The sequence below is a fragment of the Devosia sp. genome (genome assembly GCF_965229025.1).
Taxonomy (GTDB): domain Bacteria; phylum Pseudomonadota; class Alphaproteobacteria; order Rhizobiales; family Devosiaceae; genus Devosia_A.
Genome location: NZ_OZ245853.1, coordinates 3139809 through 3164867, shown reverse-complemented (window position 1 = coordinate 3164867; position 25059 = coordinate 3139809). Strand labels below are relative to the sequence as shown.

Here is a 25059-nt window from a genome sequence, read left to right as displayed (position 1 = left end):
GAAACGTTTGTCTGCGGGGCGGAGACAGGCAGGATTGGCGGAGCTGTGCCCAAACGGGCCGGCTAACAGAAGTGAATTGGGGCTAAAAACTAATGACGATGAACGCGGCGGCGGGTCGTTCCGATTGGATTTCAAGCAATGTTGGAGCAGCGAAAAAGGACCCGGACGACGAACGGCGGGAGGTGACTGTCATGGGCAAGGATGGCAGCAATGTCTCCTCACGCGAAATGTTCCAGCGCGTCAGGGCCCGCCTGCGGGCTGCCGTCGGCGAAGATGTCTATAACTCGTGGTTTGCCCGGCTCGAGCTGGAAGAGGTCGTCGACGATCTCGCCCATCTGTCGGTGCCGACCCGGTTCCTGTGCTCGTGGGTGCAGTCGAACTATTCCGAAAAGATCCTCGAAGCTTTCCAGGCTGAGCTCGGGGCGCTGAACCGGCTGCACTTCACCGTGCGGGTCAATGGCCAGGCGAGGCCACGCCTGCCGCAGCCCGATCAGGAAATCGAGATCGAGGACACCAAGCAGAACGCCGTACCCGCGGCGCCCCGCCTTGTGCGCGAAACGATGACGCAGGCGCCGCGGGGCGATGCGCTGTCGGGCAGTGCGCTCGACCCGAAGATGACTTTCGATACCTTTGTCTCCGGCGCACCGAACGAAATGGCGCTGCAGGTGGCAAAACAGGTGGCCCATGCCGCCGCCAACAATGCGGTGAGCTTCAACCCGGTTTATGTGCATTCGAGCGTCGGGCTGGGCAAATCGCACCTGCTCAATGCTATCGCCTGGGCGGCTGGTGCCGCCGAGCCCGGCCGGAACATCGTCTACCTGACGGCCGACCACTTCATGTACCATTTCATCACTGCGGTGCAGCGCCAGTCGGCGCTGGGCTTCAAGGAATGGCTGCGCCGGGTCGACCTGCTGCTGATCGACGACATGCAGTTCCTGCAGGGCAAATCCGCTACCGAGTTCGGCCATACGCTGGGCACCCTGCTCACGGGGGCGAAGCAAGTGGTGGTGGCTGGCGACGCGCCGCCGCGTGACCTCGAAATGCTCGATGAACGCGTGCGCTCGCGGCTCTCGGGCGGGCTGGTGGTGCCGATTACCACGTTCGATCTCGACCTGCGCAAGGCGATCGTCACCCGCCGCGCCGAACAGGCGACGCTGCGCTTTGCCGATGCGCATTTCCCACCGGCCGTGATCGACTACATCGCCCGCGTGGTGGTGAGCCATGGCCGCGACCTCGATGGCGCCGTGAACCGGCTGCTGGCCGCAAACCAGTTGACCAAGGAACCGATCACCGTTTCGCTGGCAGAGCGGACCCTTGCCGATCTCGTCCGCTCGCGCGACGCGCGCCGGGTGCGGATCGAGGACATCCTCCGGATCGTCTCGCGCCACTACAAGGTGCCGCGCAATGACCTGCTCTCCTCGCGCCGCTCGCGCGATGTGGTGCGGCCGCGCCAGATCGCGATGTATCTCGCCAAGGCGCTGACCTCGCGCTCCCTGCCGGAAATCGGTCGCCGTTTCGGCGGCCGGGACCACACCACCGTTCTCCACTCGGTCCGCAAGGTCGAGCAGATGATGAAGGACGATGGCGACCTGGCGCAGGAGATCGAACTCTTGAAGCGCATGCTTGAGGAGTGAGCTGTTTCCGGCCCTGCGGGGCCGGCTAAGGCCCTTTTTGCCGTTGCGGGCAGAGGGGGAAGGACTGGGCCGGAGCTGCGTGTTTTGCCCGAGCCCGCCCCCGCATTAAGGGGGGCGTTCCCGCATTGGGCGCGCGCGTTGTGAGGCGTGTTTTCTGTGTTGGCCCGCGTTCGGGCCTGTTTGTCCGTTGTTGCGTAAGTCGGGGATGCGTCGTGGTAAAACCGCGTTTGCTGTTGCGTATCGGGAAGAGCCTGAAGCGGCTCGACCTTAGGGGCCATATTGAGGCAGAGGCCGAGCCGGCCGATCGGGCCTGGCATGAGATGCTGCGGCGTCTCGATGTCGAGGAGACCGAGCGGCGGCTGGAAGCGATGGAGACGGCCCTGAACGGCCGGAACTAGCGCTTCAGTCTTTGCCTTGCTGCGTTTCCGAACCGGAAAACCGTTGCCACTTTTCCCGGAAACGCTGCTGGCGCCTTGTGGGCGAAATATTCGGGGACGCCGGGCCTCTGGCCGTTGGCGCGCCCTTGCCTTTTGTCGCCACCCTTGCAAATGTCGCAGCCCGGTTTCACCGGGGTTTCGGGCTGTCCACGGGGCGGCGAGCGGTAGGGAAATTGAGTTTATGAAAGTCACTCTCGAGCGCAATCATCTGCTCAAGTCGCTAAGCCACGTGCATCGCGTGGTGGAGCGGCGCAATACCTACCCCATTCTCGCCAACGTGCTGCTCAAGGCCAGTGATGGCAAGCTCGACCTGCGCGCCACCGACCTCGATATCGAAGTGACCGAAAGCGTGCCCGCCATGGTGGGGACGGCCGGAACGACGACGGTGCCGGCGCACACCCTCTATGAAATCGTGCGCAAGCTCTCCGATGGCGCCGAAGTGCGGCTCGAAAACGAGGGCACCGAGCAGCTGCTGCTGACCTCCGGGCGCTCGCGCTTCCACCTCGCCTGCATTTCGCCCGACAGCTTTCCCGATCTCAAATCGGGCACGTTCACCCACAATTTCTCGGTACCGGCCGCGACCTTTCGCGAGCTGATCGAGCGCACCCAGTTCGCGATCTCCAACGAAGAGACGCGCTACTACCTCAACGGCATCTACGTGCAGGCGCTGGAGGTTGGCGGCGAGCTGACGCTGCGCGCCGTGGCGACCGACGGCCACCGCCTCGCGCGCGCCGACGCAGCGGCTCCTGCGGGAGCCAAGGGCATGCCGGGCATCATCGTGCCCAAAAAGACCGTTTCGGAAGTGCAGAAGCTTCTCGATGGCGCCGATGGCGACGTGGCGATCGAGATTTCAGACACCAAGATCCGCTTCACGCTGGGCAGCGTCGTGCTGTTGTCGAAGCTGATCGAGGGCACCTTTCCCGACTATGAGCGGGTGACGCCCAAGAACAACGACAAGCAGATGAACGTCGATCGTTCGAGCTTTGCGATTGCCGTCGACCGCGTCTCGACCATTGCGTCCGAGCGCGGCGGCAAGGCGGTGAAGCTGCAGATGAAGGCGGGGCAACTGGAGCTTTCGGTCACCAATCCGGACCACGGCACGGCGAGCGAAGAGCTGGCCGTGGAGTTCGAGCCCGAGAGCTTCGAGATCGGCTTCAATGCGCGCTACCTTCTCGATATTTTGGCGCAGATCCGCTCGGAAAACGCGGTCTTCATGTTCAACGATGCCGGCTCGCCTACGCTGGTGAAAGAGGACGGCGAGGCCAAGGCGCTCTATGTGCTGATGCCGATGCGGGTTTAGCCCTTTCTTCCTTCTCCCCTTGAGGGAGAAGGTGCGGAGCCTTCGCGAGGCGGATGAGGGGACGTCTTCGCTCATCGACTTCCCCTCACCCGGCCGCTGCGCGGCCACCCTCTCCCTCAAGGGGAGAGGGGAGAACCGGAGGCCGTTGCCGCCTTCATGATCCCATCCCGATACATTTCCCGGCTGCGGCTCAGCCATTTTCGCAATTATGCGAGTGCCGCCCTCGATCTCGATGGGCGGCATCTGGTGCTGGTGGGGCCGAACGGGGCGGGAAAGACCAATCTGCTCGAGGCGATCTCCATGCTGACGCCCGGCAGGGGACTGCGCGGGGCAAGCTTCGAGGAGGTCGCGGCGCAGGGCTCTGACGGGGCCTGGGCGGTCGCGGCGACGGTGGAGGTGCCGGAGGGGCCGGTCGATATCGGCACCGGGCTCAATGCCGGGGAAACCGGCCGCCGCGTGCGCATCAATGGCGCCAATGCCAAAACCATCGAGGAAATGAGCGCCTATCTCCGCGTCCTCTGGCTGACGCCGGCGATGGATGGGCTGTTCACCGGACCAGCGAGCGAGCGGCGGCGATTTCTCGACCGGCTGGTGACCACCCTGATCCCCGGCCATTCGGCGACGGTGTCGGAATACGAAAAGGCCATGCGCCAGCGCAACCGGCTGCTCGAGGAGGATGCCGATCCGCTCTGGATCGGGGCGATCGAGGCGCAGATGGCCGAGCGCGCGGCGGCGATGCATTTTGCGCGGGTGGATTCGATCACCGAACTGCAGGCGCTGATCCTTGAGAGCCTCGATGACCAGAATTTCCCGGCCGCCTGCCTGGCGCTGACGCCGCTGTTCGAGGACCGGCACGCGCCGGAATCCTCTTCCGAACTCGAGCGGGAATTGCGGGCCCTATGGGCCAGATCGCGCGGTATCGACCGGGCGGCTGGGCGGACATTGACGGGACCGCATCGCGTCGATTTCGAGGTGCGGCACGCCCAAAAGGACATGCCGGCGGCTTTGGGCTCTACCGGGGAGCAGAAGGCATTGCTGGTCGGGCTGATCCTCGCCAATGCCCGCCTGACGCGGCGTACGGCGGGAATCGCGCCATTCCTCCTCCTCGACGAGATCGCCGCCCACCTCGATCCGGGCCGCCGCGCGGCGCTGTTTTCGGCGCTGGACGGACTGGGCACGCAGTGCTTCATGACCGGCACGGACCCGATGCTGTTCGAGGCGCTGCGCGATGACGCACAGCGGGTAACGGTGCGGGATGGGCGGCTCAGCCGCGAGCCCGGCTGAAATAGGCTCTAAGCCTTGTAAAACGGGCTCAAAATAGCCATTTGGCTTGGGTATCGACGGTCATTCCGCTAGACCGATTCGAGCGGAAAAGCTGACCTGATTCGGGACCGATTTGAGCACCTCCGAGACCCCCTACGATCCGAACGAATATGGCGCCGACTCGATCAAGGTCCTTAAGGGCCTCGATGCAGTGCGCAAGCGCCCCGGCATGTATATCGGCGATACCGATGACGGCTCGGGCCTGCACCACATGGTCTATGAGGTGGTCGACAACGCCATCGACGAAGCGCTGGCAGGCCATGCCGACCTCGTGACGGTGACGCTCAATGCTGATGGTTCGGTGTCGGTGAACGACAACGGCCGCGGCATCCCGACCGATATCCACAAAGAAGAGGGCGTCTCGGCGGCCGAGGTCATCATGACCCAGCTGCATGCGGGCGGTAAGTTCGACCAGAATTCCTACAAGGTTTCGGGCGGCCTCCACGGCGTGGGCGTCTCGGTGGTCAACGCGCTGTCGATCGCGCTGAAACTCAACATCCGTCGCGACGGCAAGGTTTTCGAGATGGGCTTCACGCACGGCGTCGCCGATGCGCCGCTGGAGCAGGTCGGCACCTATGTGCCGCGTAACACGCCTGGCACGTTTGAAGGCCGCAGCGGCACCGAGGTGACCTTCACCCCGTCCGCCGAAACCTTCACCATGGTGGAGTTCGACTACAAGACGCTCGAACATCGCTTGCGCGAACTGGCCTTCCTCAATTCGGGCGTCCGCATTTTCCTCCGCGACCAGCGGCATCCCGAGCATGTCGAAGTGGAGCTGCATTACGAAGGCGGGCTCGAGGCGTTCGTGCGGTATCTCGATAATGCCAAGACGCCGCTGATTTCGAACCCGATCATGCTGAAATCCGAAAAGGACGGCATGACGGTCGAGGTCGCCATGTGGTGGAACGACAGCTACCACGAGAACGTGCTGTGCTTCACCAACAACATCCCGCAGCGCGATGGTGGTACGCACCTGGCGGGCCTCCGCGCCGCGCTCACCCGGCAGGTGACCTCCTATGCGGAATCAAGCGGCATCCTGAAGCGCGAAAAGGTCTCGCTCACTGGCGATGACACCCGCGAAGGGCTGACCTGCGTGCTGTCGGTGAAGGTGCCTGACCCGAAGTTCTCTAGCCAAACCAAGGACAAGCTGGTCTCGTCCGAAGTGCGGCCGGTGGTTGAGAACGGCGTCAACGACAAGCTGCAGCAATGGCTTGAAGAGCATCCGATGGAAGCCAAGGTCGTCGTCGGCAAGGTGGCTGAGGCGGCGATGGCCCGCGAAGCCGCGCGCAAGGCGCGTGAACTGACCCGCCGCAAATCGGCGCTGGACGTCAACTTCCTCGCCGGCAAGCTCAAGGATTGCTCGGAAAAGGACCCCGCCAAGTCGGAATTGTTCCTCGTCGAGGGTGACTCCGCCGGTGGCTCCGCGACGCAGGGCCGCGATCGTGGCAACCAGGCGGTGTTGCCGTTGCGCGGCAAGATTTTGAACGTTGAGCGCGCGCGGTTTGACCGCATGCTGGGTTCCGAGCAGATCGGCAACCTGGTGATGGCGCTCGGCACCTCGATCGGGCGCGAAGAGTTCAATATCGAAAAGCTCCGCTACCACAAGATCATCATCATGACGGACGCCGACGTTGACGGCGCCCATATCCGCACCCTGCTGCTGACGTTCTTTTATCGGCAGATGCGCGAACTGGTGGATCGCGGGCACGTCTATATCGCCCAGCCGCCGCTCTATAAGATCAAGCGCGGCCAGTCCGAGCAGTATCTGAAAGACGAGCGCTCGCTCGAGGACTACCTGATCAACACCGGCGGCGAAGATGCCGTGCTCGCCACTCGCGACGGCATGACCCATGCCGGCGAGGACCTGCTGTCGATCATCCGGCAGGCCCGCGAGATCGTTCACGCCATCGAGGGGCTCAACACCCGCTACAACCGCTCGATCATCGAGCAGGCAGCGATTGTCGGCGCACTCGATCCGGATCTGCTGTCCGATCCGCAAAAGGCCATCGAGACCGCAACGCGCGTGGCGCGCCGGCTCGACCGGATTTCCGACGAGGTCGAGCGCGGCTGGGCCGGCGAGAGTGACGGGCAGGGCGGATTGCGCTTTTCGCGCACCGTGCGCGGCGTGATGGAAACCCATGCTGTCGATGCGCAACTGCTCGCCAGCGCCGATGCGCGCCGCATCCGGCAGTTCGTCGACAGGCTCGACGACCTCTATGGCGGCGTGGCCAAGTTGACCCGCAAGGACCAGAGCTGGGACATCTTTGGGCCCTCCTCGCTGTTCCAGACCGTCACCGGCGTCGGCCGCAAGGGCGTCTCGCTGCAGCGCTACAAGGGCCTCGGCGAAATGAACCCCAGCCAGCTGTGGGAAACAACGCTCGACCCGAACGTCCGCACGCTGCTGCAGGTGCAGGTCAAGGACAGCGACGACAACGACCGGCTGTTCTCCGAACTGATGGGCGACCTCGTCGAACCCCGCCGCGACTTCATCCAGGACAACGCGCTCAACGTCGCGAATCTGGACGTCTAGCGGTGAGCCTGAGCGCAACGGGCGCTCAGGCGTCGCAAGGGTGACCCGGCATGGCTGACCAGAGTGCCCTTCGCCGGGTTGTGCTCATTGTTGCACTGCTCAACCTCGGCTACTTTGGCATCGAGTTTGCTGTGGGTCTCGCCATCGGCTCGGTGTCGCTGTTCGCCGACAGCGTCGATTTCCTTGAAGACGCGTCGGTCAACCTCTTGATCTTTTTTGCCCTCGCCTGGGCGGCGAGTACCCGGGCGCGGGTTGGGATGGTGCTTGCCGGTATCCTCCTGGTGCCAGCGCTGGCCCTGCTCTGGGCGCTCTATGGCAAGTTCTCGCACCCCGTGCCGCCCGAGCCCTTCATCCTGTCGCTCACGGGCGGCGGGGCGCTGGTGATCAACCTCTCCTGCGCATTTCTCCTCGCCCGCTTCCGCGAACATAGCGGCAGCCTGACCCGCGCGGCCTTTCTTTCTGCCCGCAATGACGCCATCGCCAATGTCGCGATCATCGCTGCAGGATTGGCGACGGCCTATGTGTGGTCCTCCGTCTGGCCGGACGTCATCGTCGGCCTCGCCATTGCCGCCATGAACATCGACGCGGCCCGCGAAGTCTGGGAAGCGGTCCGCGAGGAGCATGACGCCGTCTCGTAACGTCTGAACCGCCGGACGCTATTCCCGCGACACCGCGATGCACTCTGCGATCAGCCCCGCCATCCGTGTGCCCGGCAGCGCAAGGTCGCGAACGATGCTGACGTGGTTGTGGTGGGGAATGGTAAGGCGTTCGATGGCGATGTTGCGGCGGGCGGCGGCGAAGCAGAGGTCTTGCGCCTGCTGGTGAAAGGGCGGGGTTTCGTCCTGGCCGACGGCGAGGACGACGCGCGGGCCGTGCCGTTGTTCGGCCTCGAGCGGCGAGAAGTTGGCGACCTCTTCGTCGGTCAGATTGAGTTCGGGCTGGAGGAAGCTCGTGGTGATCGGCCTCAGATCATAGATGCCACTGACCAGCAGCAGTGAGCGGACAGGCGTCGCCGGAAAGCTGTGCTCGTGCGGGGCTTTGGCGGCAAGGTAAGAGGCAAGGTGCGCCCCGGCTGAGTGCCCGGTGGCGGAAATGCGCGTGCCGTCGCCACCGAACTCGTGTGCGTGAGTGGCGAGCCAGGTGACAGCGCTCCGCACCTCGTTGACCAGTTGCGCCATGCGCGCCCCGCTGGGGATCAGCGTGTACTGGACGATCGCGGCGATAGCCCCCTCGGCGAGGATGGTGTCGGCCATCAGGGAGAAATTCTCCTTGCCGTTGGCACGCCAGTAGCCGCCGTGGATGAACACATGGATCGGCGCCGGCGCCTTGAGTTCGGGCGGAAAGAACAGGTCGAGCCGCTGGCGTGGTTGATCGCCATAGGGCAGGTCGAGGGTGCTGCGGTGGCCCGCGCGGCTCGTCATGCTGTCGCGCACGAACCCGGCATTGAGGGCGTCGAAATCGGGCACCAGCGCCCGGATCATGAAGGGATCGATATCGGTCATAGGAGTCCTCGCTGCGCCGATCTTGGCGAAAACGGGCGGGCTTGTCGCCTCTGTCGTGCGGCGCAGGTGAGATTTGTCCCTGAGAGATGTCGAGTGCGGTGGGCATTGTGCTTTTCGGCAAAGTTCTCATTTTGTACTTGCGCCGATTCTTGTAGGGTCGCCGCAATCAGTGCTGGGATCGATCATGCCGAACTACGTCATTTCGCCGCCGCCGCAGGTTGCCGTCCCGGTTTCGGGGGGCGGGCTGTTTCCGGTGCGCCGGGTCTATTGCGTGGGACGGAACTATGCCGAGCACGCGCGCGAGATGGGGCACGACCCTAATGCCGAACCGCCGTTTTTCTTTTCAAAGCCCGCCGATGCGCTGGTGCTCGACGGCGCTTCGGTAGCGTATCCAAGCCAGACCGCGAACTTTCACCATGAGATTGAGCTGGTGGCGGCGATCGGTACCGGCGGCAAGGATATCGCGGTCGAAGACGCGCTGACCCATGTCTGGGGCTATGCCGCCGGCATCGACCTGACGCGGCGCGACCTGCAGGCCTGGGCTAAAAAGGCGGCAAAGCCCTGGGAGATTGCCAAGGGCTTTGACCATTCGGCGCCCATCGGCACGCTGGTGAAGGCGTCCGCGGTGCCACTGCCGCTGCGCGGGCGGATCGAGCTCAAGGTCAATGACGAGATGCGCCAGTCGGGCGATATCGCCGACATGATCTGGGACCTCGCCCATGTGATTGCCGAGCTCTCGAAATACTTTGAACTCTTCCCAGGTGACCTGATCTTCACGGGCACGCCCGCGGGGGTCTCGGCGGTGGTGAAAGGCGACCGGCTGGAAGGCACGATCGCCGGTATCGGCACGGTTTCGACCACGATAAGCTGATGGAATGGTCTCCACAACAGGATGAGGCGCTGCAGGCGGTCTCGCGTTGGCTCAAGGACAAGGACGGCCCGCAGGTCTTCCGTCTGTTCGGCTGGGCCGGGACTGGCAAATCGACGCTGGCGCGACATCTGGCGCAGGGCGTGAAATCGGTCAAATACGCCGCTTTCACCGGCAAGGCAGCGATGGTGATGCGGAAATACGGGGCGCGTGGTGCCTCGACTATCCATAGCCTCATCTATGCGCTGGTGAGCGAAAAGGACGGCGAGCCCAAGTTCGCCATCGACCCCGAGAGCGAGGCGGCGACGGCGGACCTGATCGTCATCGATGAGGTGTCGATGGTCGACGAGCAGTTGGGCCGGGACCTGCTGAGCTTTGGCACCAAGGTGCTGGTGCTGGGCGATCCGTTCCAGCTGCCGCCGGTGCAGGGCGCCGGGTTTTTCACTGCCGATGAGCCTGATTACATGCTGACCGAAATCCACCGGCAGGCGGCGGATAACCCGATCATCCGCATGTCGATGGAGATCCGCGAGGGCGGCTACCTCGAGCACGGCCGCTATGGTGAGAGCCTCGTGATCCCGCGCTCCGAGGTCGATCGCGATGCGGTGCTGGAAGCCGACCAGGTGCTGGCCGGGCGCAACAAGACGCGCGTTGCCTATAACGACCGGCTGCGCGAGTTGAAGCTCTTGCCGCGTCACGAGCCGGTGGTGGGCGACCGGCTGGTGTGTTTGAGGAACAACCCGGTCAAAAAGCTGCTGAACGGGCAGATCTGGATCGCCGCGGAAGTGAAAAGGCGCAATACCACGCGGTTTTCGATGACCCTCGATCCCGATGAGCCGACCAGTGGCAAATCGAAGGCGCAGGCCAAAGTGGTGACCCACGCCGCGTTCTTTTCAGGCGAGGAAGACGCGCTGAGCTGGCCCGAGCGCCGCCAGTTCGACGAGTTCACCTTCGGCTACTGCCTCACCGTGCACAAGGCGCAGGGCTCGCAGTGGGACAATGTCTATCTCTTTGACGAGAGCTACGTGTTCCGCGAGGAGAGGAGCCGATGGCTGTACACGGCGGTGACGCGGGCGAGTGAGAAGATCACGGTGGTGACGTAGAAGCCGGCGCGTGTGGCCCCCCACCCTTGATCCCTCCCCACGAGGGGGAGGGAGACGACTGCGGTATCGGTTAGCTCGCCGGCACGAGGTAAAACTCCGAGGTCAGGTCGGAATTGGTCCAGGGGCGCTGGGGGCGTTCCTTCTTGCGGGTCATTTCGACGACCTTGGCTTTGACGCGGGTCATCAGGGTCTGGAATTCGACGCCGGGCGTGGGGAGTTCTTCGATGAGCGCGGTGGTGAAGGGGCTGTGGTCGCCCTCGCCGTCGGCCGCGACATCGCCGGGGGCGGTGGCAAAGCCGATGATCATGCCGCCGCCATCGCCGACGGCCGCAAGGCCTTTTTCGACCGAGGTCGAGCGCGAGGCGCTGAGGCTGCGCTTGAGGGTGGAGGCGAACGGGTTATCGCGGCACGCATCGAGGAGGATGATCGCCACCTTCTCCTTGCCGGTCGCATTGTCAAAGCCGGTCATGAAGCTGGTGATCTTTTCGATATCGAGTAGCTCAAAGCTGATCGACGTGGCGTCCTCGACCCGCGCATCGACCGGCACTAGGTAGTTGTGTCCATCGACCTGCAGCCCGTGGCCGGCATAAAAGAACAGTGACGTGCTGGCATTGGCCGCGGCCTTGGCGAAATCGCGCGCCTTTGCTTCCATGCCGGCCTTGTCGAGATCGGTGCCGAGCGTCACCTTGAAACCAAGCAGCGTCAGCATCTGCGCCATGGCTTGGGCATCGCAGGTAGGATTGGGGAGGGCCGGGGCGTTCTGGTAGGCGGAATTTCCGATCACCAGAGCGACACGGACTTCGTCCGGCTTGACCTGCGGGATGCCGGTCACGTCGCAGCCGGAACTCGCCGCCACGTCGGTTGCGCCGAAATCGACGCTGGCGGTGTCGCCGCCGGCGAGTTCCTTCCAGCGCTTTGATTCCTTGAGGTCGGCCTTGACGCCTTCGCCGCGCTCATAGGCGGAGGCGAGCGCGATCTGCGCGTCGGTGTCGCCCTGGTTGGCGGCAAGCGTCCACCACTTTACGGCCTCGGCCGGGTCCTTGGTGACTCCCTCGCCATAGGCATAGGCATTGCCGAGCTTGCGCTGCGCGGGCGCGTAACTCTGGTCGGCCGCCTTCTGCCACCAGCTGACCGCCTCGGTGTCGTCCTCGGGGACGCCGGTGCCATCGGCATACATCGAGCCGAGGTTGGATTGAGAGACCATAAAACCCTGGTCGGCGGCGGCGCGGTACCATTTGACCGCTTCGGTCTGGTCCTGATCGACCCCGAGCCCGAGATCGTAGGCATAGCCCATCGAGTTCTGGCCTTCGGGGAGGTTCTGCTCGGCGGCCTTCCGATACCAGTTCACGGCCTCGGCGAGGTCCTGATCGACGCCGGTACCGTCGGCATACATGATGCCGAGATTGTTCTGCGCCCGCGCCATGCCCTGCTCGGCGGCGGCGCGATACCAGCGTACGGCTTCCACCGAGTCCTGGTCGACCCCGAGCCCGAGGTCGTACATGTAGCCGACATTGTTCTCGCCATCGGGATGGCCCTGCTGGGCTGCCTGCATGTACCAGTCGAATGCGGTCTTGAGGTCGACATCGACGCCACGGCCGTTCTGGTACATCACGCCCATGGCGTTCTGGCCCCAGGCGCTGCCAGCCGCCGCCGCTTGCCCGTACCAGCGCAGCGCTTCGGCATAGTCCTGATCGACGCCGCGGCCGGTCTCGTAGGCAAACCCCACATTGTTCATGCCATCTAGCGAGCCGGCATCGGCCGCCTTCTGATACCAGCTCAGGGCTTCGGCCGGGTCTTTGTCGACGCCGTAGCCGTTGTCGTAAAAGATACCGATGGCGTTGAGGGCGAAGGTATTGCCCTGCTCGGCGGAGATCCGGTACCAGCGCAGCGCCTCGTCGTAATCCTGCTTGACCCCGGCCCCGGTCTCGTAGGCAAAGGCGAGGTTGGACTGGCCAGCCGCATTGCCCTGGGCAGCCGCCTTGCGGAACCAGCGCAGTGCCTCGGTCTGGTCCTGATCGATGCCGCGGCCATAGGCGAACATGTTGCCAAAGTTCGACTGTGCCAGCGGATTGCCGCTTTCCGCGGCTTTGCGATACCACTTGACCGCTTCCGTCAGGTCCTGCTCGACGCCGGCGCCGGCCTCGTAAGCGTAGCCGAGGTTGTTTTCGGCGTCGTGGTTCCCCTTGTCGGCGGCCTTCTGGTACCAGTTGAAGGCCTCCGCATCGTCTTCTGCGACTCCCGTGCCGTTGTCGTAATAGACCCCGATGGCGTTTTCGGCGTAGTCCGAGCCCTGGTCAGCGGCCTTGTGGTACCACTTGAGCGCCTGCTCGTAGGACTGCTTCACGCCCCCGCCGATCTCGTAGAGATAGGCAACGAGCGTCTGGCCATCGACAAATCCTTCATCGGCGAGGGGCCGGGCGAGACTGTAGGCCTTGTCGTAGTCGCCCTTGTTGAAGGCGGCAAAGGCCTGGTCGGAGCGCTCCTGCTGGGTCTGCGCCAGCGCCGGTTGCAGCGACAAAAACAGCATCAGAAATGCCGCGCCGATGAGCTTGCCCAAGCCGTTGATCCGCATAACCCTCAAGTCTCCCCTGACGCCCCTGCAAATGCTAGCAAAGACTATGTATTTGAGTCCATCTATCGCCCGTGTGTCGCGCGCTCGTGATCGAGCCTGATCCCAAAGCGCTACATCACGATGACTCCCCAATACGAGCAGCCTGTTCTAGGGTTTGCCGCAATAACAAGACCGCTTCGCGATAATTTCTGGAGGACATAATGGACTATCGACTGCTCGGCCGATCCGGCCTCAAGGTTTCCGCGCTCTCGATGGGCACCGTCACGTTTGGCAATGACGGCAGTTGGGGCGACACCGAACTGAAGGACGCGCAGCGCCAGATCGATGTGTGCCTCGACCACGGAATCAACCTGATCGACACTGCCAACGTCTACAATGCCGGCAAGGCCGAGACCATGATGGGCGAGGCGCTGACCGATGGCCGCCGCGACCGGCTGCTGATCTCGTCCAAGGTGCGCTTTCCGATGGGCGCCGGCCCCAATGACCGGGGCCTCAGCCGCTGGCACATCATCCGCGAGGCGGAGAATTCGCTGAAGCGGCTGAAGACCGACGTGATCGATATCTACCATGTGCATGAATGGGATGGCCTTACTCCACTCGATGAGACGGTTGAGGCGCTCGATACCTTGGTCAAGCAGGGCAAAATTCGTTACGCCGCCTGCTCGAACTTTTCCGCCTGGCATTTGATGAAGGCCCTGGGGGTCGCCGATGCCGCGCACTACCAGCGCTTCGTCGCCCAGCAGATCCACTACACGCTCTATTCGCGCGAGGCCGAGTTCGAGCTGATCCCGCTCGGAATCGACCAGGGCGTGGGTGTTCTGGTGTGGTCCCCGCTCGCCGGCGGGTGGTTGTCGGGCAAGTACACCCGGCATTCAAAGCCCGAGAGCGGGCGGCAGGTGGCGGGCTTCCGCGAGCCGCCGATCTATGATGTGGGCAAACTCTGGGACATCGTCGATGTGATCAACGAAGTTGCGGGCGCGCATGGCGTATCCGGGGCGCAGGTGTCGCTCGCCTGGCTGCTGCAGCGCCCGCTGGTCGCCTCGGTGATCATCGGCGCGCGCTCTATGGCGCAGCTTGAAGACAACCTGAAGGCGGCGAGCCTTGTGCTCACCGCCGACGACGTCGCCAAACTCGACAAGGTGAGCCAGCCCAACCTGCCCTACCCGTATTGGCATCAGCAGTTTACGGCCACCGACCGCATGGGCGAAGCCGACTTGCTTCTGCATCAGCCCTATATCGGCAATTGATCGCTAGATCAGTCGGCGCGCAACAAGACTCTGTCCGGCCGCGACCACTGCGTCGCGTGCCGGGCGGAAAACCTGCCCCGTCGCAGCCGTGACATAGCCGGTTTCGGCCAAAGGCACCGTGCCGAGGTCAGGTGTCACCGCCCGAACAGCCGGATCAACGAGCGCAATCGCCCGGACCAAAAGCCCGGGTAGGACCCGACGCGGAATCTTTTGCGCCTCGGGGCCAAGGGCCTCGCGCAGGATATCCGCGATTTCAAAGAGGCTGAGCGTATCGGCTGCGGCGATCAGCCGGCGAGCACCGAGGCCGGGTTGCGTCATGGCGCGAATGTGCAGTTCGGCGACGTCCCTGACATCGGCTACCGCATAGCTGACCGGCGTAAGCGCTGGATATTTGCCACCCAGAAGCAGCGCGATGAGGCCCACCGAGGTCCCAAAACTGTCACTCAGCAGTGGCCCGAGAACGAGGCCGGGGTGGATCGTCACGACGCGCTCGGATGCCCCCCAACTCTTCAGGCGTTCCCAAAGCGCCAGCTCGGCCCGCGTTTTGGAAACGATGTAGGGCGAGAGCCCGCGCCATTCTGGGTCGGTCCAGTCGGTCTCACCGACTCTGATCCGGCCGGGCCGGCCGGCGCGATACATCATGGTGACGATCGACGAGGTGACAACGATGCGCTCGACCCCGGCGCCGAGCGCCGCCTCGACAACGTTGATCGTGCCGTCCCGCGCGGCATCGACCAGAGCTTCGCGGCCGCTGGGTTGCCGCATGGGGAAGGGCGAGGCAACGTGCTGGACATAGCGGCAGCCTTCGACGGCTTCACGCCAGGCGCGGGTATCACCGAGATCGGCAACGATCAGGCGGAGACGGCTGATGTCTCCACCCGCCGCCGCAAGGGCATCGCGAATGTCCTTGCCCCTTGCCGGATCGCGCAGTGTACCGCGGACCTGATGCCCGGCCTGGAGCAGCCCCAGCGCAACGTGAAGGCCTATGAACCCACCGATGCCCGTCACCAGAACCTGGTCTGCCATCCTGCTGCCCCGCTCAACGATGCTGAAATTACGGGACGACGGAAGAGGTGGTTCAGTGCGCTGGGTCAGCAAAAATCCTGAACATGACGATCAAGTTTACTTGACGTATCTTAGAACCGTTATAAACTGCCAACCAGTGATCCGGGCTGCAGATCGAGCGCGTAGCTTCAGCGTGGCGTCAGGTTCGGGGATCATTGCGGCCCAAAGGCCGCAATTTTGGAGAGACTTTATGCGATTGACCCGCCAGTCCAGCTACGCCATCCGCACCCTGATCTATTGTGCGGTCAATGAGCCGGGGCTGAGCCGTGTTGCCGACATTGCAAAGGCGCATGCGATTTCCGAGCTGTTCCTGTTCAAGCTGATCAAGCCGCTGGTCGAGGCCGGGCTGATCGAGACGGTGCGTGGCCGCCGTGGCGGCATCAAGCTGGGCCGTCCCGCCGAGGACATCACGCTGCTCGATACGATCAAGCTGACTGAAGAGAACTTTGCCATGGCGGAGTGCTTCGAGGGTGGCGATGTGTCGTGCCCGCTGGTCGACAATTGCGACGTCAACTCGGCGCTGCGCGAGGCGCTGGGCGCGTTCTTCAACGTGCTCGACAGCTACACCATAGCCGATCTTGCCAGCAAACGCCGCTCGCTACGGGACCGGCTGGGCCTCAGGTTCGAGGACATGGAGCCGGTGCTGATCGCCGAGGCCGCCCACTAACCGGCCGCGCTGCACGGCGCCAGAGCCGCCCTGCACTTGGCGCGCGGCAGCCGCGCGTTGATCTTCACGCCCTCACGTGCTCTATGCGGCCCGATCCCTCGATTGGAACTGCTTATGGCCGCCGCGCCCATCCTCGCCTTGCAACAAATCCGCCTGACGCTGGGGTCGACCCAGCTGCTGGAGAACGCCGAACTCTCGTTGCTGCCGGGGGAAAAGGTCGCGCTGGTCGGGCGTAACGGGTCGGGCAAGTCGACGCTGCTGAAGATCGCGGCGGGCCAGATCGAGGCCGATGGCGGACGGCGGTTCCTGCAGCCCGGCGCCACCATCCGCTATCTTGCGCAGGAGCCCAACCTTTCGGGCTTTCCGACGACGCTCGAATATGTCGAGGCGGGGATGCAGGCGGGCGACGATCACTATCGCTCGACCTATCTGCTCAACGCCCTTGGCCTCAGCGGCACCGAGGACCCGATGCGGCTTTCGGGTGGTGAGGCGCGCCGTGCGGCCCTCGCGCGCGTACTCGCGCCCGAGCCCGATATCATCCTGCTCGATGAGCCCACCAACCATCTCGATCTGCCGGCCATCGAATGGCTGGAAGCTGAGCTCACCAGTATCCGCTCGGCGCTGGTGATCATCAGCCACGATCGGCGCTTTCTCGCCGATCTGACGCGCTCGACAGTCTGGCTCGATCGCGGCGCGACGCGCCGGCTCAACAAGGGCTTTTCGGGCTTTGAAGAGTGGCGGGACACCGTGCTCGAGGAAGAAGAGACCAACCGCCACAAGCTCGACCGCCAGATCGTGCGTGAAGAGCACTGGCTGACCTACGGAGTCACCGCACGCCGCAAGCGCAATGTGCGCCGGCTGGAGGGGCTCTCGAACCTCCGCCAGGAACGCCGCGACCAGCGCCGCGTCGTCGGCGAGGTGAAGATCTCGGTGTCGGAGGGCGAAACCTCGGGCAAGCTCGTCGCCGAGGCCGAGGGCGTGTTCAAGAGCTACGACAAGCCGATTGTCGCGGACTTCTCGACCCGCATCATCCGGGGCGACAGGGTGGGGATTGTCGGGGCCAACGGCGCGGGCAAGACCACCCTGATCAAGCTCCTGACCGGCGAGATCAAGCCCGATGCGGGGAAGATCCGTCTGGGTTCGAACCTGCAGCTCGCCACGCTCGACCAGCGCCGCGCCTCACTGACCGACGATACGACGCTGAAGCAGGCGATCACCGGCGGCGGTTCGGACACGCTGATGATCAACGGCACGCCCAAGCATTTCATGGGCTACCTCAAGGACTTCCTGTTCACCCCCGAGCAGGCCGGTACCGCGGTGGGCAAGCTCTCGGGCGGGGAGCGCGGCCGACTGGCACTGGCGCGGGCGCTGGCGCTGCCCTCGAACGTTTTGGTGCTCGACGAGCCGACCAACGATCTCGACCTTGAAACGCTCGACCTCCTGCAGGAAATGCTGGCGGACTATCCGGGCACTGTGATCCTTGTCAGCCATGATCGCGACTTCCTCGATCGTGTCGCCACCTCGGTGATCGTTGCCGAGGGCGAAGGCGTCTGGACCGAGTATGCCGGCGGCTATTCCGACATGGTGGTGCAGCGCGGCTTTGGCGTCACTGCGCCGACGACGCAGAGCAAGCCGCGCGGCGGCCGGCAGGTCTCGTTGGCACCGACGACGCAGGCGACGAGCAAGCCCAAGCTCACCTTCAAGCACAAGCACGCGCTCGAAACCCTGCCCAAAGAGATCGAGCGGCTCGGTGCCGAGATCAAGGCGCTCGATCTGAGCCTTGCCGACCCCAAGCTCTATCAGCGCGATCCCAAGCGCTTTGCCGAAACCAGCAAGAAGCTCGATGCGGCGCGGGCAGCGCTCGACAAGGCCGAGACCGACTGGCTGGAACTGGAAGCGCTGCGCGAGACCATTGAGGGCTGACCGCAGCGCCATTCTGCGCTGGCGGACGGGGAGGGTCGAATATTTCCCGCGCCGGTTTTCCCGTGCAACCCCTGCTCTGGCGGGGACTGGCAGACTCGGCTAGCTTCATCTCATCCTGAGGTCGACTTAAGCCGCATTTCGCAGCGGCCGAGATTGCCCTACAAGGATCGTGAGGTGGACATTTTTGTGCCGCCAAATAGCTGCGGTGCGGAACTAACTTTCGTACCATTGGTTCAACTGGCAGACCGCCGAATACCGGAAGGAGACGACCATGCATCAAGCACTGTGCCATGCACTCCACGCCCGGATTATCGGCAAATGGGTACGTCAGTCCTCAGGGTGTTACCGACCCAAACGAATGTGACCTCTGTCACGTCATCGTCTCACACATCAGGTAACACCCCGGCCGTCCCCAGAGACGGGCCGATGGAGGTATTCCATGCAGCATGCCCATTTCGAAAAGCCCCATAGCGCAAAGCCCGTTGCGGTGGATATTGACGGCCAGCCCAAGGGCGTTCTCGTGGCCCACGAGGAAGGCTTCCGCTTTCTTGCGGTCAAGCTCGATGCGTTCAGTGTGGATGGCCAGATATTTGCCAGCATCGCGGCGGCGGAAGCCGCTGTGCGCGACGCCCTTTTGCGCGCGGCTTGAGCCGCACGCTTTCTGTCATTAACGCGCCCGCAACCCGCCCCCCCTAAGCATAGAGGCGGGAATGCATCGGGGTCGGGGACGCGACCAATGAAGGCTTGTGCCTATATCGTAGGACCGCCCGACGGGCCGGGCGCCGCCTTGACGCATATCGCCAAGGGGCTCGGATTTTCGACCGTGTTGCCCTATGCCGGACCGGCGGCAGCAGAGGCGCAATCGCAGCAGACGCCCTTGCTGTTTTTCCTGTTCACCGAAGTCGCGAACGTCGCCAGCCTCAAGCCGGTCGCTGACGATATCCGCTTTTCCGCGAGCCGCAGGCTGCGCTTTTCGCCGCTGATCTATTTTGCCGAGAGCCCATCTACCGAAGCGATCTCAAGCTGCATCGAGATGGGGTTCGATGACGTCATCACCATGCCCTTCACCAGCGAGCGGGTGCGTGTCCGCATCGCCCGGCTGATCGACCACACCCAGGTCTATTTCGAGACCCCGGCCTATCTCGGGCCCAACCGGCGCGTGTCGATGGCCAGCGAACGCCGGCCCGGGCAGTACCGCCGGCTCGAGATCATGCGTTCGGCGCTGACCGGGGTGAATGTCCTTCGCGACGATTCCCACGCTGCTTAAATCTTCGGCACCTTGTGCGATTGAACCGATTTAATTAGGGTAGCGCGGTTTCGATCCGCAGGTTTTTCCCATGAGATTCGGTCTTGAGTTGCCGCCCCAGCAGCGGGTCTATGGCGGCTTTTTTGTTTATTCGTTCACCATGGGTAGCCTGCCACCCCGCCTTCCCGACATTCAGCGGGCGATGGGCGTGGCCGAGGGGGCGCTCGGGCTCGGCCTGATCGGCGTCGCCGTTGGCACGCTGATTTCATTGAGCTTTGCCGGGCCGCTGCTGGAGCGTTTCGGCTATCGCCGCTCGATCCTGACGCTGATCCCGCTGATGGCGCTGCTCTATGCGGTGGCGAGCTTTGCGACCGGGCCGCTGGCGTTCTTTCTGCTGCTGCTGCCCGTTGGGCTGGTGATCGGCGGGATCGAGATCATTTTGAACCTCGAAGCCGATCGGACCGAGCACCTGATCGGCCACCGCATCATGAACCGGGCGCATGCGTTCTGGAGCTTCGGGATTTTCGCGGCCGGGCTTGTCAGCGCCGGCATCGCGCAGACCGGGATGAGCGTGCAACTGCACCTGGCGCTGATGGTGCCGGTGGTGGCGCTTGGCGTGGCGGTGGTGCTGGGGCGGTTTGACCCCGCGCCACACCGGACGGGCAATGCCGCCGGACCCGCGGCGCGCTTTCCTGCGCCAACCCTTGCGATCATGATCCTCGTTGCGGTGACTCTGTCGGCCGCGCTGATGGAAGGCGCGGGCATCGATTGGTCCGCCATCTATATGCGCGACCAGTTCGCGGTTTCGCCATTCCTCGCAGGTTTTGCCGTGGCGCTGGGGGCGTTCGGGCAGGCGGTGACGCGGTTTTTCGCCGACCCGTTCGTCGAGCGCTACAGCCCGACACTGGTGTCGCGCGTGCTGCTGAGCGTTCTTGGCGTGGGAACGATCCTGGTGTTTTTCTCGCCAGCCGGCTGGTTGTCGCTGGTTGGCTTCGCGCTGATGGGCGTTGGCACCAGCGTCATATTCCCGCTCGCCATGTCGGCTGCTGCGCAGCGCACAGATCGGCCGGCGGCGACCAATGTCGCGGCGTTCGCGCAGATCGCCTTCGGTGCGTTTCTGGTCGGCCCGCCATTGCTGGGTTATGTTGCCGAGCACTTTGGCATCCGCTGGTCGTTCGGCATCGGCATCCCGCTGGTGGTGCTGAGCCTTGTTTTTGCCGGTGCCCTCGGCGCCAAGCCGCTGCGGCATGAAGTGGACTGAACGTATGCGTATCCCTGCTCACATCCGCATCTATTCGGTGTTCTTTCTCTTCGCGCTCTCCCTCGGCGGGCTGCTGTCGCGCGTGCCCGATCTGCAGCGCCAGCTCGGGCTGACCGAGTCGCAACTGGGTCTCACCCTCATCGGCATGGCGATCGGCTCGCTCATTTCGCTGACCACGGCGAGCCCCTTGATCCATCGGCTGGGGGCACGGGCTACGGCGTTCATCACCGTGTTCGGCACGGCCGTCATCTATGCCCTCGTCCCCTGGCTGCCCAGCGCGCCGGTGGTGTTCGTGGCGCTGTTCTTTGCAGGTGGGCTCGCTGGGGCGCTTGAGATCAACGTCAATATCGAGACCGACAAGCTCGAGGCGCAACTTGGTCGGCGGATCATGAACCGCGCGCATGGCATGTGGAGCCTCGGCTTCTTTGTGACGGCGCTGGTTGGTGCCGGGATCCGTCAGTTGGGGATCTCGATCCAAGTGCACACCGCGTTGCTGCTGGTGCTGGTGGTGGCGGTGGGTTTCCTGACCTTTTCGGGGATGCGGACCACGCCCGAGCGCGCCGACGCGCATCAGGGCGAGACGCCACGCTTCGCGCTGCCGACCATCGGTCTGTTGCCGCTCTGCCTGATCGGTATCGCCGCGTTCCTCGTTGAGGGCGCGGGCGTCGACTGGTCGGCGATCTATATGCGCGACGTGTTCCATGCCGAGCCGTTCGTCGGCGGTTCGGGCCTGACGCTCTTTACCTTTTTCATGGCCATCACCCGCATCTACATCGACCCCTTCGTCGAGCGCTACGGGCCTCGGGCGATAGCTACGCTGCTGTTGGTGATCTGCCTCGTTGGCGCCCTCGCCGTTGGTCTCGCGCCGGCGACGTGGGTGGCGCTGTTGGGCTTTGCGCTGCTGGGAATTGGCTGCAGCGCCGTCTATCCGCTGGCGGTTTCTGCAGCAGCGCAACGCACCGACCGGCCGGCCTCAGTCAATGTCGCGGCCATCGGGCAGGTGACCTTTATCGTCTTCTTCCTCGCCCCGCCGCTGCTCGGTTTCGTCGCGCAGTATTTCGGCATCCGCACCTCCTATCTCGTGTGCCTGCCGGTGATTCTCCTCGGCCTCTGGGCCGTGCCGGCGCTGAGCAGGACGGCACGGGCAGACACCGTGCCGCTCAACGAGCCGGCAACGCCCCATGGCTGAGCTGCCGCAGATCGTTGATCTGCGGCAATCGCCGACAGCGCTCAGGGTGCAGCGCGGGGTGATGCGCTTCCTGCGTGCCGCCCACGACTTCTGCTGTTACGCCGAAGTGCCGCTCGGCAATGGCCGCCGCGCCGATGTGCTCGCGGTGGGCCCCAAGGGCGAGATCTGGATCATCGAGATCAAGTCGAGCCTTGTCGACTTTCAGGTCGACCGCAAATGGCCGCACTACAAGGAATTCTGCGACCGCTTCTTTTTCGCCAAGCCGCCCGAACTGAGCCCCGATATTTTCCCGGCTGATGAGGGGCTGATGGTGGGCGACGGGCATGACGCCGCGATCCTGCGCATGGCGGCAGAGACCGGGATGGCTGGCGCACGGCGCAAGGCGATGATGCTGAGGCTCGCCCGGCTGGGCGCCGATCGAATCCATACCCTGATGGACCCGCCAGGCGAGTTGTAACCTACTCGCCGCTTGGCTCGCCATGGAGCACCGTGGGTCCGGCCTGGGTCTTCATCGGCAGGGGTGGGGTCACCGGTCCGGTTGTGGCCAGTACCGACTTCAGCCCCTCGATCAGCGCCTTGCGACGGCTGTCGTCGGCACCCTGCAACTGGTGGCTGAGATCGATGATGAAGCTGGCATAGGCGTTGTGCCAATCGGACGTCACTTGCGCCATGTCGATACGCGGCGCTGCCGGTTTGGCGACGCCCGCAATGCCCTCGGCGCGCAGCTCGAACGCGTCATCGAGTTGCGGCGTCAGCACCTGATCGGCGGCGAGGCCGTCATCGTGCATGAGTGCGGCTTTGAGCGCGGCGCGTTCTTCGTCCTCGCCATGGGTCAGAAAGATCGCGCCATGGGCGGGCAGGCGCTTGGTGACCCAGGCGACGAGCTCGGAATGATCGGCATGGGCAGAGTAGTTGCCGAGGCTGCGGATTCGGGCGCGGACCGGCACCAGTTCGGAATGGATGCGCACTTCCTTGGCGCCCGACTGGATGATCTGGCCGAGCGTGCCGGGCGCCTGGTAGCCGACGAACAGCACGGTGGCATTGGCGCGCGGCAGGTTGTTGCGCAGGTGATGCTTGATGCGGCCCGCGTCACACATGCCCGAAGCGGACATGATGATGGCGCCGCCCTTGATGGTGTTGATCGCCTTGCTCTCGTCCACCGCCTCGATGATGCGGAAGCGCGGATCGGAGAACAGTTCGCTGGCGCTGAGTTCGACATCGTCGAACATCGATGCGTATTTGCGGTAAACTGCGGTGACCTTCGAGGCGAGAGGGCTATCGAGGAAGACGAGGCTCGGGTTGATCTCGCCATTCTTGATCAGATAGCCGATGTCGTGCAGCAGCTCCTGGCTGCGCTCGACGGCGAAGGCCGGGATCACCAAATTGCCGCCGCGCGCCAGCGCCGAGTTGATCTCGGTCTTCAGCGCCTCGCGGCGTTCAACCAGCGTGTAGTCCTGCCGCTCGCGGCCGCCATAGGTGGATTCAGAGAGGATGTAGTCATAGTCGGCCGGTGCGTCGGGGGCGTCGTAGAACACCTTCTGGTCAGGGCCGAGATCGCCTGAAAAGAGGATCCGGATCGCCTTGCCGCTGCCGTCCTGCACCTCAACCTCGATCGAGGCGGAGCCGAGGATGTGGCCGGCGTTCCAGTAGCGGGCGCGAACGCCGGGGCCAGGGGTGATCCACTCGCCATATTTGACGCCCGTGCGATGCTTAAGCACCTCGGTCGCATCTTCCATCGTATAGAGCGGCTCGAACGGCGCTTCGTCGCGACGGGCCCGCTTGGTGCTCTCGCGCTCGGCCTCGCTCTCCTGGATGCCGGCAGCATCAGGGAGCAGATATTCGAGGAGACCGGCAGTGGGCTCGGTCATGTACATCGGCTTGGCAAAACCCTTGTGCGACAGCTTGGGCAACAGCCCCGCATGGTCGATATGGGCGTGCGTCAAAAGCAGGTAGTCGATCGATTCCGGATTGAACGGGAAGGGCTTGTAGTTGAGGTCCCGAACCGTCTTGTTGCCCTGAAACATGCCGCAATCGACGAGAAACTGCCCGCCCGGATGCACGACCCGGTAGCAGGAGCCGGTGACAGTGCCAGCCGCCCCGTGAAAATGTAGCGTGACGGTCATGGTGGCTCCTCATAGTCTTGTTGGGCTGAACGTGGACTGAAGCGGGGAGGCTGTCACTAGGGGATGACGCAGTTGTGGCGGGAGGCGAACAACCGTGTCCTAGTGAAGATCAGTGAACGGAGAGGTAGGATGCGTCTCACGATAGCGGCTATTGGGTGCCTCGCAAGCTTGATTCCTTGGGCACAAAGCGCTGAAACTAGGAGGATAATCACCGAGGCCGACGCTTTGCTTGCCTGTCGGAAATTTGCGGAACACAGTGACTATTCTGTCCTGCCGGGCGGCAACGCAGGCCATTTGGATGGCGTCCCTAGTAGATTTGTGTCGGTAGAAGCGGTCGACAAGCAGGGTCAACTGGTAACCGCGATTTGTGAGTACACGTTGACGCCCCTGCACCTGAAGAACGTAATGTACACTCCTAGCGACTGTGACTGCGTATCATGGTTCGAATCGCAGGAGTCGCTGGCGGAGTTCAACGCAGAGCTTGCGAAGCAGAAGTGACTGCCGCCGGCTCCTTCATTTGGGCGCGCGCTTCGCCAATATGCGTTGCAGCGTGCGCCGGTGCATGTTGAGACGGCGCGCTGTCTCAGAAACGTTCCGGTCGCACAACTCATAGACGCGTTGGATATGCTCCCAGCGCACCCGGTCGGCCGACATCGGATTTTCCGGTGGCTCGGGCGGCTTGCCACCGGTGGCGAGGAGCGCGTGGATCACGTCCTCGGCGTCGGCTGGCTTGGAGAGATAATCCACCGCGCCGAGCTTCACCGCTGTGACGGCGGTGGCGATATTGCCATAGCCGGTCAGCACCACGGCGCGTGCATCTTCGCGCTTCAAGTGCAGGGCCGCGACGACATCTAGGCCGTTGCCGTCCTCGAGGCGGAGGTCAACCACTGCATAGGCCGGCGCGGACTCGCTGACGGCCGCGAGGCCGCCCGCGACGGTATCGGCAATGCGGACGTCAAAACCGCGCTTCTGCATCGCCCGTTCGAGCCGGGTGAGGAAGGTCTTGTCATCGTCCACGAGGAGGAGACTGCGGTCGCCCGCAAGGAGTTCATCGACTGTGCTCATCTTG

The 25059-nt window shown here is 63.9% G+C and carries 21 protein-coding genes; 16 read left to right on the top strand and 5 right to left on the bottom strand.

All coding sequences use genetic code 11. The annotated features are described in order from the left end of the window. Positions 1 to 191: 191 nt before the first annotated feature. The 6 genes from dnaA (at position 192) to ACO06J_RS15280 (ending at position 7862) form a co-directional block, all read left to right on the top strand. The gene (dnaA, locus tag ACO06J_RS15305; protein ID WP_421761580.1) at positions 192 to 1634 is read left to right on the top strand and encodes a chromosomal replication initiator protein DnaA; all 1443 of its coding nucleotides are present in this window, start codon (positions 192 to 194) and stop codon (positions 1632 to 1634) included. A 212-nt stretch (positions 1635 to 1846) separates the two neighbouring features. Continuing rightward, positions 1847 to 2032 carry a hypothetical protein gene (locus ACO06J_RS15300; RefSeq protein WP_421761579.1) on the top strand — a complete coding sequence of 62 codons (186 nt, stop codon included), beginning with the start codon at positions 1847 to 1849 and terminating at the stop codon, positions 2030 to 2032. A gap of 220 nt (positions 2033 to 2252) precedes the next feature. Further along, a complete protein-coding gene (gene dnaN, locus ACO06J_RS15295; protein ID WP_421761578.1) occupies positions 2253 to 3371 on the top strand; it encodes a DNA polymerase III subunit beta in 1119 nt (372 codons plus the stop codon). Positions 3372 to 3527: 156 nt separating this feature from the next. Further along, positions 3528 to 4655: a DNA replication/repair protein RecF gene (recF, locus tag ACO06J_RS15290; protein WP_421761577.1), complete on the top strand. Its 1128-nt coding sequence runs from the start codon at positions 3528 to 3530 to the stop codon at positions 4653 to 4655. A 112-nt stretch (positions 4656 to 4767) separates the two neighbouring features. Next, positions 4768 to 7224 carry a DNA topoisomerase (ATP-hydrolyzing) subunit B gene (gyrB, locus tag ACO06J_RS15285; protein ID WP_421761576.1) on the top strand — a complete coding sequence of 819 codons (2457 nt, stop codon included), beginning with the start codon at positions 4768 to 4770 and terminating at the stop codon, positions 7222 to 7224. Between the two features lie 50 nt (positions 7225 to 7274). Continuing rightward, positions 7275 to 7862: a cation transporter gene (locus ACO06J_RS15280; protein WP_421761575.1), complete on the top strand. Its 588-nt coding sequence runs from the start codon at positions 7275 to 7277 to the stop codon at positions 7860 to 7862. An 18-nt stretch (positions 7863 to 7880) separates the two neighbouring features. On the opposite strand, the gene ACO06J_RS15275 is transcribed toward ACO06J_RS15280, so the two are convergent. Next, entirely contained in the window at positions 7881 to 8726 is an 846-nt protein-coding gene (locus ACO06J_RS15275) for an alpha/beta hydrolase (protein WP_421761574.1), read from the bottom strand. A 184-nt stretch (positions 8727 to 8910) separates the two neighbouring features. On the opposite strand from ACO06J_RS15275, the gene ACO06J_RS15270 reads away from it, so the two are divergent. After that, positions 8911 to 9597 carry a fumarylacetoacetate hydrolase family protein gene (locus tag ACO06J_RS15270; RefSeq protein ID WP_421761573.1) on the top strand — a complete coding sequence of 229 codons (687 nt, stop codon included), beginning with the start codon at positions 8911 to 8913 and terminating at the stop codon, positions 9595 to 9597. Further along, entirely contained in the window at positions 9597 to 10697 is a 1101-nt protein-coding gene (locus ACO06J_RS15265; RefSeq protein ID WP_421761572.1) for an ATP-dependent DNA helicase, read from the top strand. The genes ACO06J_RS15270 and ACO06J_RS15265 overlap by 1 nt, the downstream gene beginning before the upstream one ends. A 70-nt stretch (positions 10698 to 10767) precedes the next feature. On the opposite strand, the gene ACO06J_RS15260 is transcribed toward ACO06J_RS15265, so the two are convergent. Next, entirely contained in the window at positions 10768 to 13269 is a 2502-nt protein-coding gene (locus ACO06J_RS15260) for a caspase family protein (RefSeq protein ID WP_421761571.1), read from the bottom strand. A gap of 200 nt (positions 13270 to 13469) precedes the next feature. Here ACO06J_RS15260 and ACO06J_RS15255 point away from each other — a divergent pair, with 200 nt between their 5' ends. Further along, positions 13470 to 14516 carry an aldo/keto reductase gene (locus ACO06J_RS15255; RefSeq protein ID WP_421761570.1) on the top strand — a complete coding sequence of 349 codons (1047 nt, stop codon included), beginning with the start codon at positions 13470 to 13472 and terminating at the stop codon, positions 14514 to 14516. A gap of 3 nt (positions 14517 to 14519) precedes the next feature. Here ACO06J_RS15255 and ACO06J_RS15250 read toward each other — a convergent pair whose 3' ends face one another. Next, positions 14520 to 15542 carry an NAD-dependent epimerase/dehydratase family protein gene (locus tag ACO06J_RS15250; protein ID WP_421761569.1) on the bottom strand — a complete coding sequence of 341 codons (1023 nt, stop codon included), beginning with the start codon at positions 15540 to 15542 and terminating at the stop codon, positions 14520 to 14522. Between the two features lie 229 nt (positions 15543 to 15771). Here ACO06J_RS15250 and rirA point away from each other — a divergent pair, with 229 nt between their 5' ends. The 7 genes from rirA to ACO06J_RS15215 all read left to right on the top strand — a co-directional run bounded on the left by rirA (position 15772) and on the right by ACO06J_RS15215 (position 22324). Continuing rightward, positions 15772 to 16248 (top strand): iron-responsive transcriptional regulator RirA, encoded by a 477-nt coding sequence (gene rirA, locus ACO06J_RS15245; protein WP_421761568.1) that lies wholly within the window; start codon positions 15772 to 15774, stop codon positions 16246 to 16248. Positions 16249 to 16362: 114 nt separating this feature from the next. Continuing rightward, positions 16363 to 18171: an ABC-F family ATP-binding cassette domain-containing protein gene (locus ACO06J_RS15240; RefSeq protein ID WP_421761567.1), complete on the top strand. Its 1809-nt coding sequence runs from the start codon at positions 16363 to 16365 to the stop codon at positions 18169 to 18171. Between the two features lie 439 nt (positions 18172 to 18610). Continuing rightward, positions 18611 to 18820, top strand: coding sequence for a hypothetical protein (locus tag ACO06J_RS15235; protein ID WP_421761566.1), 210 nt, complete (start codon positions 18611 to 18613; stop codon positions 18818 to 18820). 87 nt (positions 18821 to 18907) lie between these two features. Then, on the top strand, positions 18908 to 19438 hold the full coding sequence (locus tag ACO06J_RS15230) for a hypothetical protein (RefSeq protein ID WP_421761565.1): 531 nt from the start codon (positions 18908 to 18910) through the stop codon (positions 19436 to 19438). A gap of 70 nt (positions 19439 to 19508) precedes the next feature. After that, on the top strand, positions 19509 to 20678 hold the full coding sequence (locus ACO06J_RS15225) for an MFS transporter (RefSeq protein ID WP_421761564.1): 1170 nt from the start codon (positions 19509 to 19511) through the stop codon (positions 20676 to 20678). A 4-nt stretch (positions 20679 to 20682) separates the two neighbouring features. Further along, positions 20683 to 21867 (top strand): MFS transporter, encoded by a 1185-nt coding sequence (locus tag ACO06J_RS15220; protein ID WP_421761563.1) that lies wholly within the window; start codon positions 20683 to 20685, stop codon positions 21865 to 21867. After that, positions 21860 to 22324 carry an MmcB family DNA repair protein gene (locus ACO06J_RS15215; RefSeq protein WP_421761562.1) on the top strand — a complete coding sequence of 155 codons (465 nt, stop codon included), beginning with the start codon at positions 21860 to 21862 and terminating at the stop codon, positions 22322 to 22324. Before ACO06J_RS15220 ends, ACO06J_RS15215 begins: the two co-directional genes overlap by 8 nt. Position 22325: 1 nt before the next feature. On the opposite strand, the gene ACO06J_RS15210 is transcribed toward ACO06J_RS15215, so the two are convergent. Beyond that, a complete protein-coding gene (locus ACO06J_RS15210) occupies positions 22326 to 23990 on the bottom strand; it encodes an MBL fold metallo-hydrolase (protein WP_421761561.1) in 1665 nt (554 codons plus the stop codon). 513 nt (positions 23991 to 24503) lie between these two features. After that, entirely contained in the window at positions 24504 to 25055 is a 552-nt protein-coding gene (locus tag ACO06J_RS15205) for an ActR/PrrA/RegA family redox response regulator transcription factor (protein ID WP_421762522.1), read from the bottom strand. Positions 25056 to 25059 lie beyond the last annotated feature (4 nt).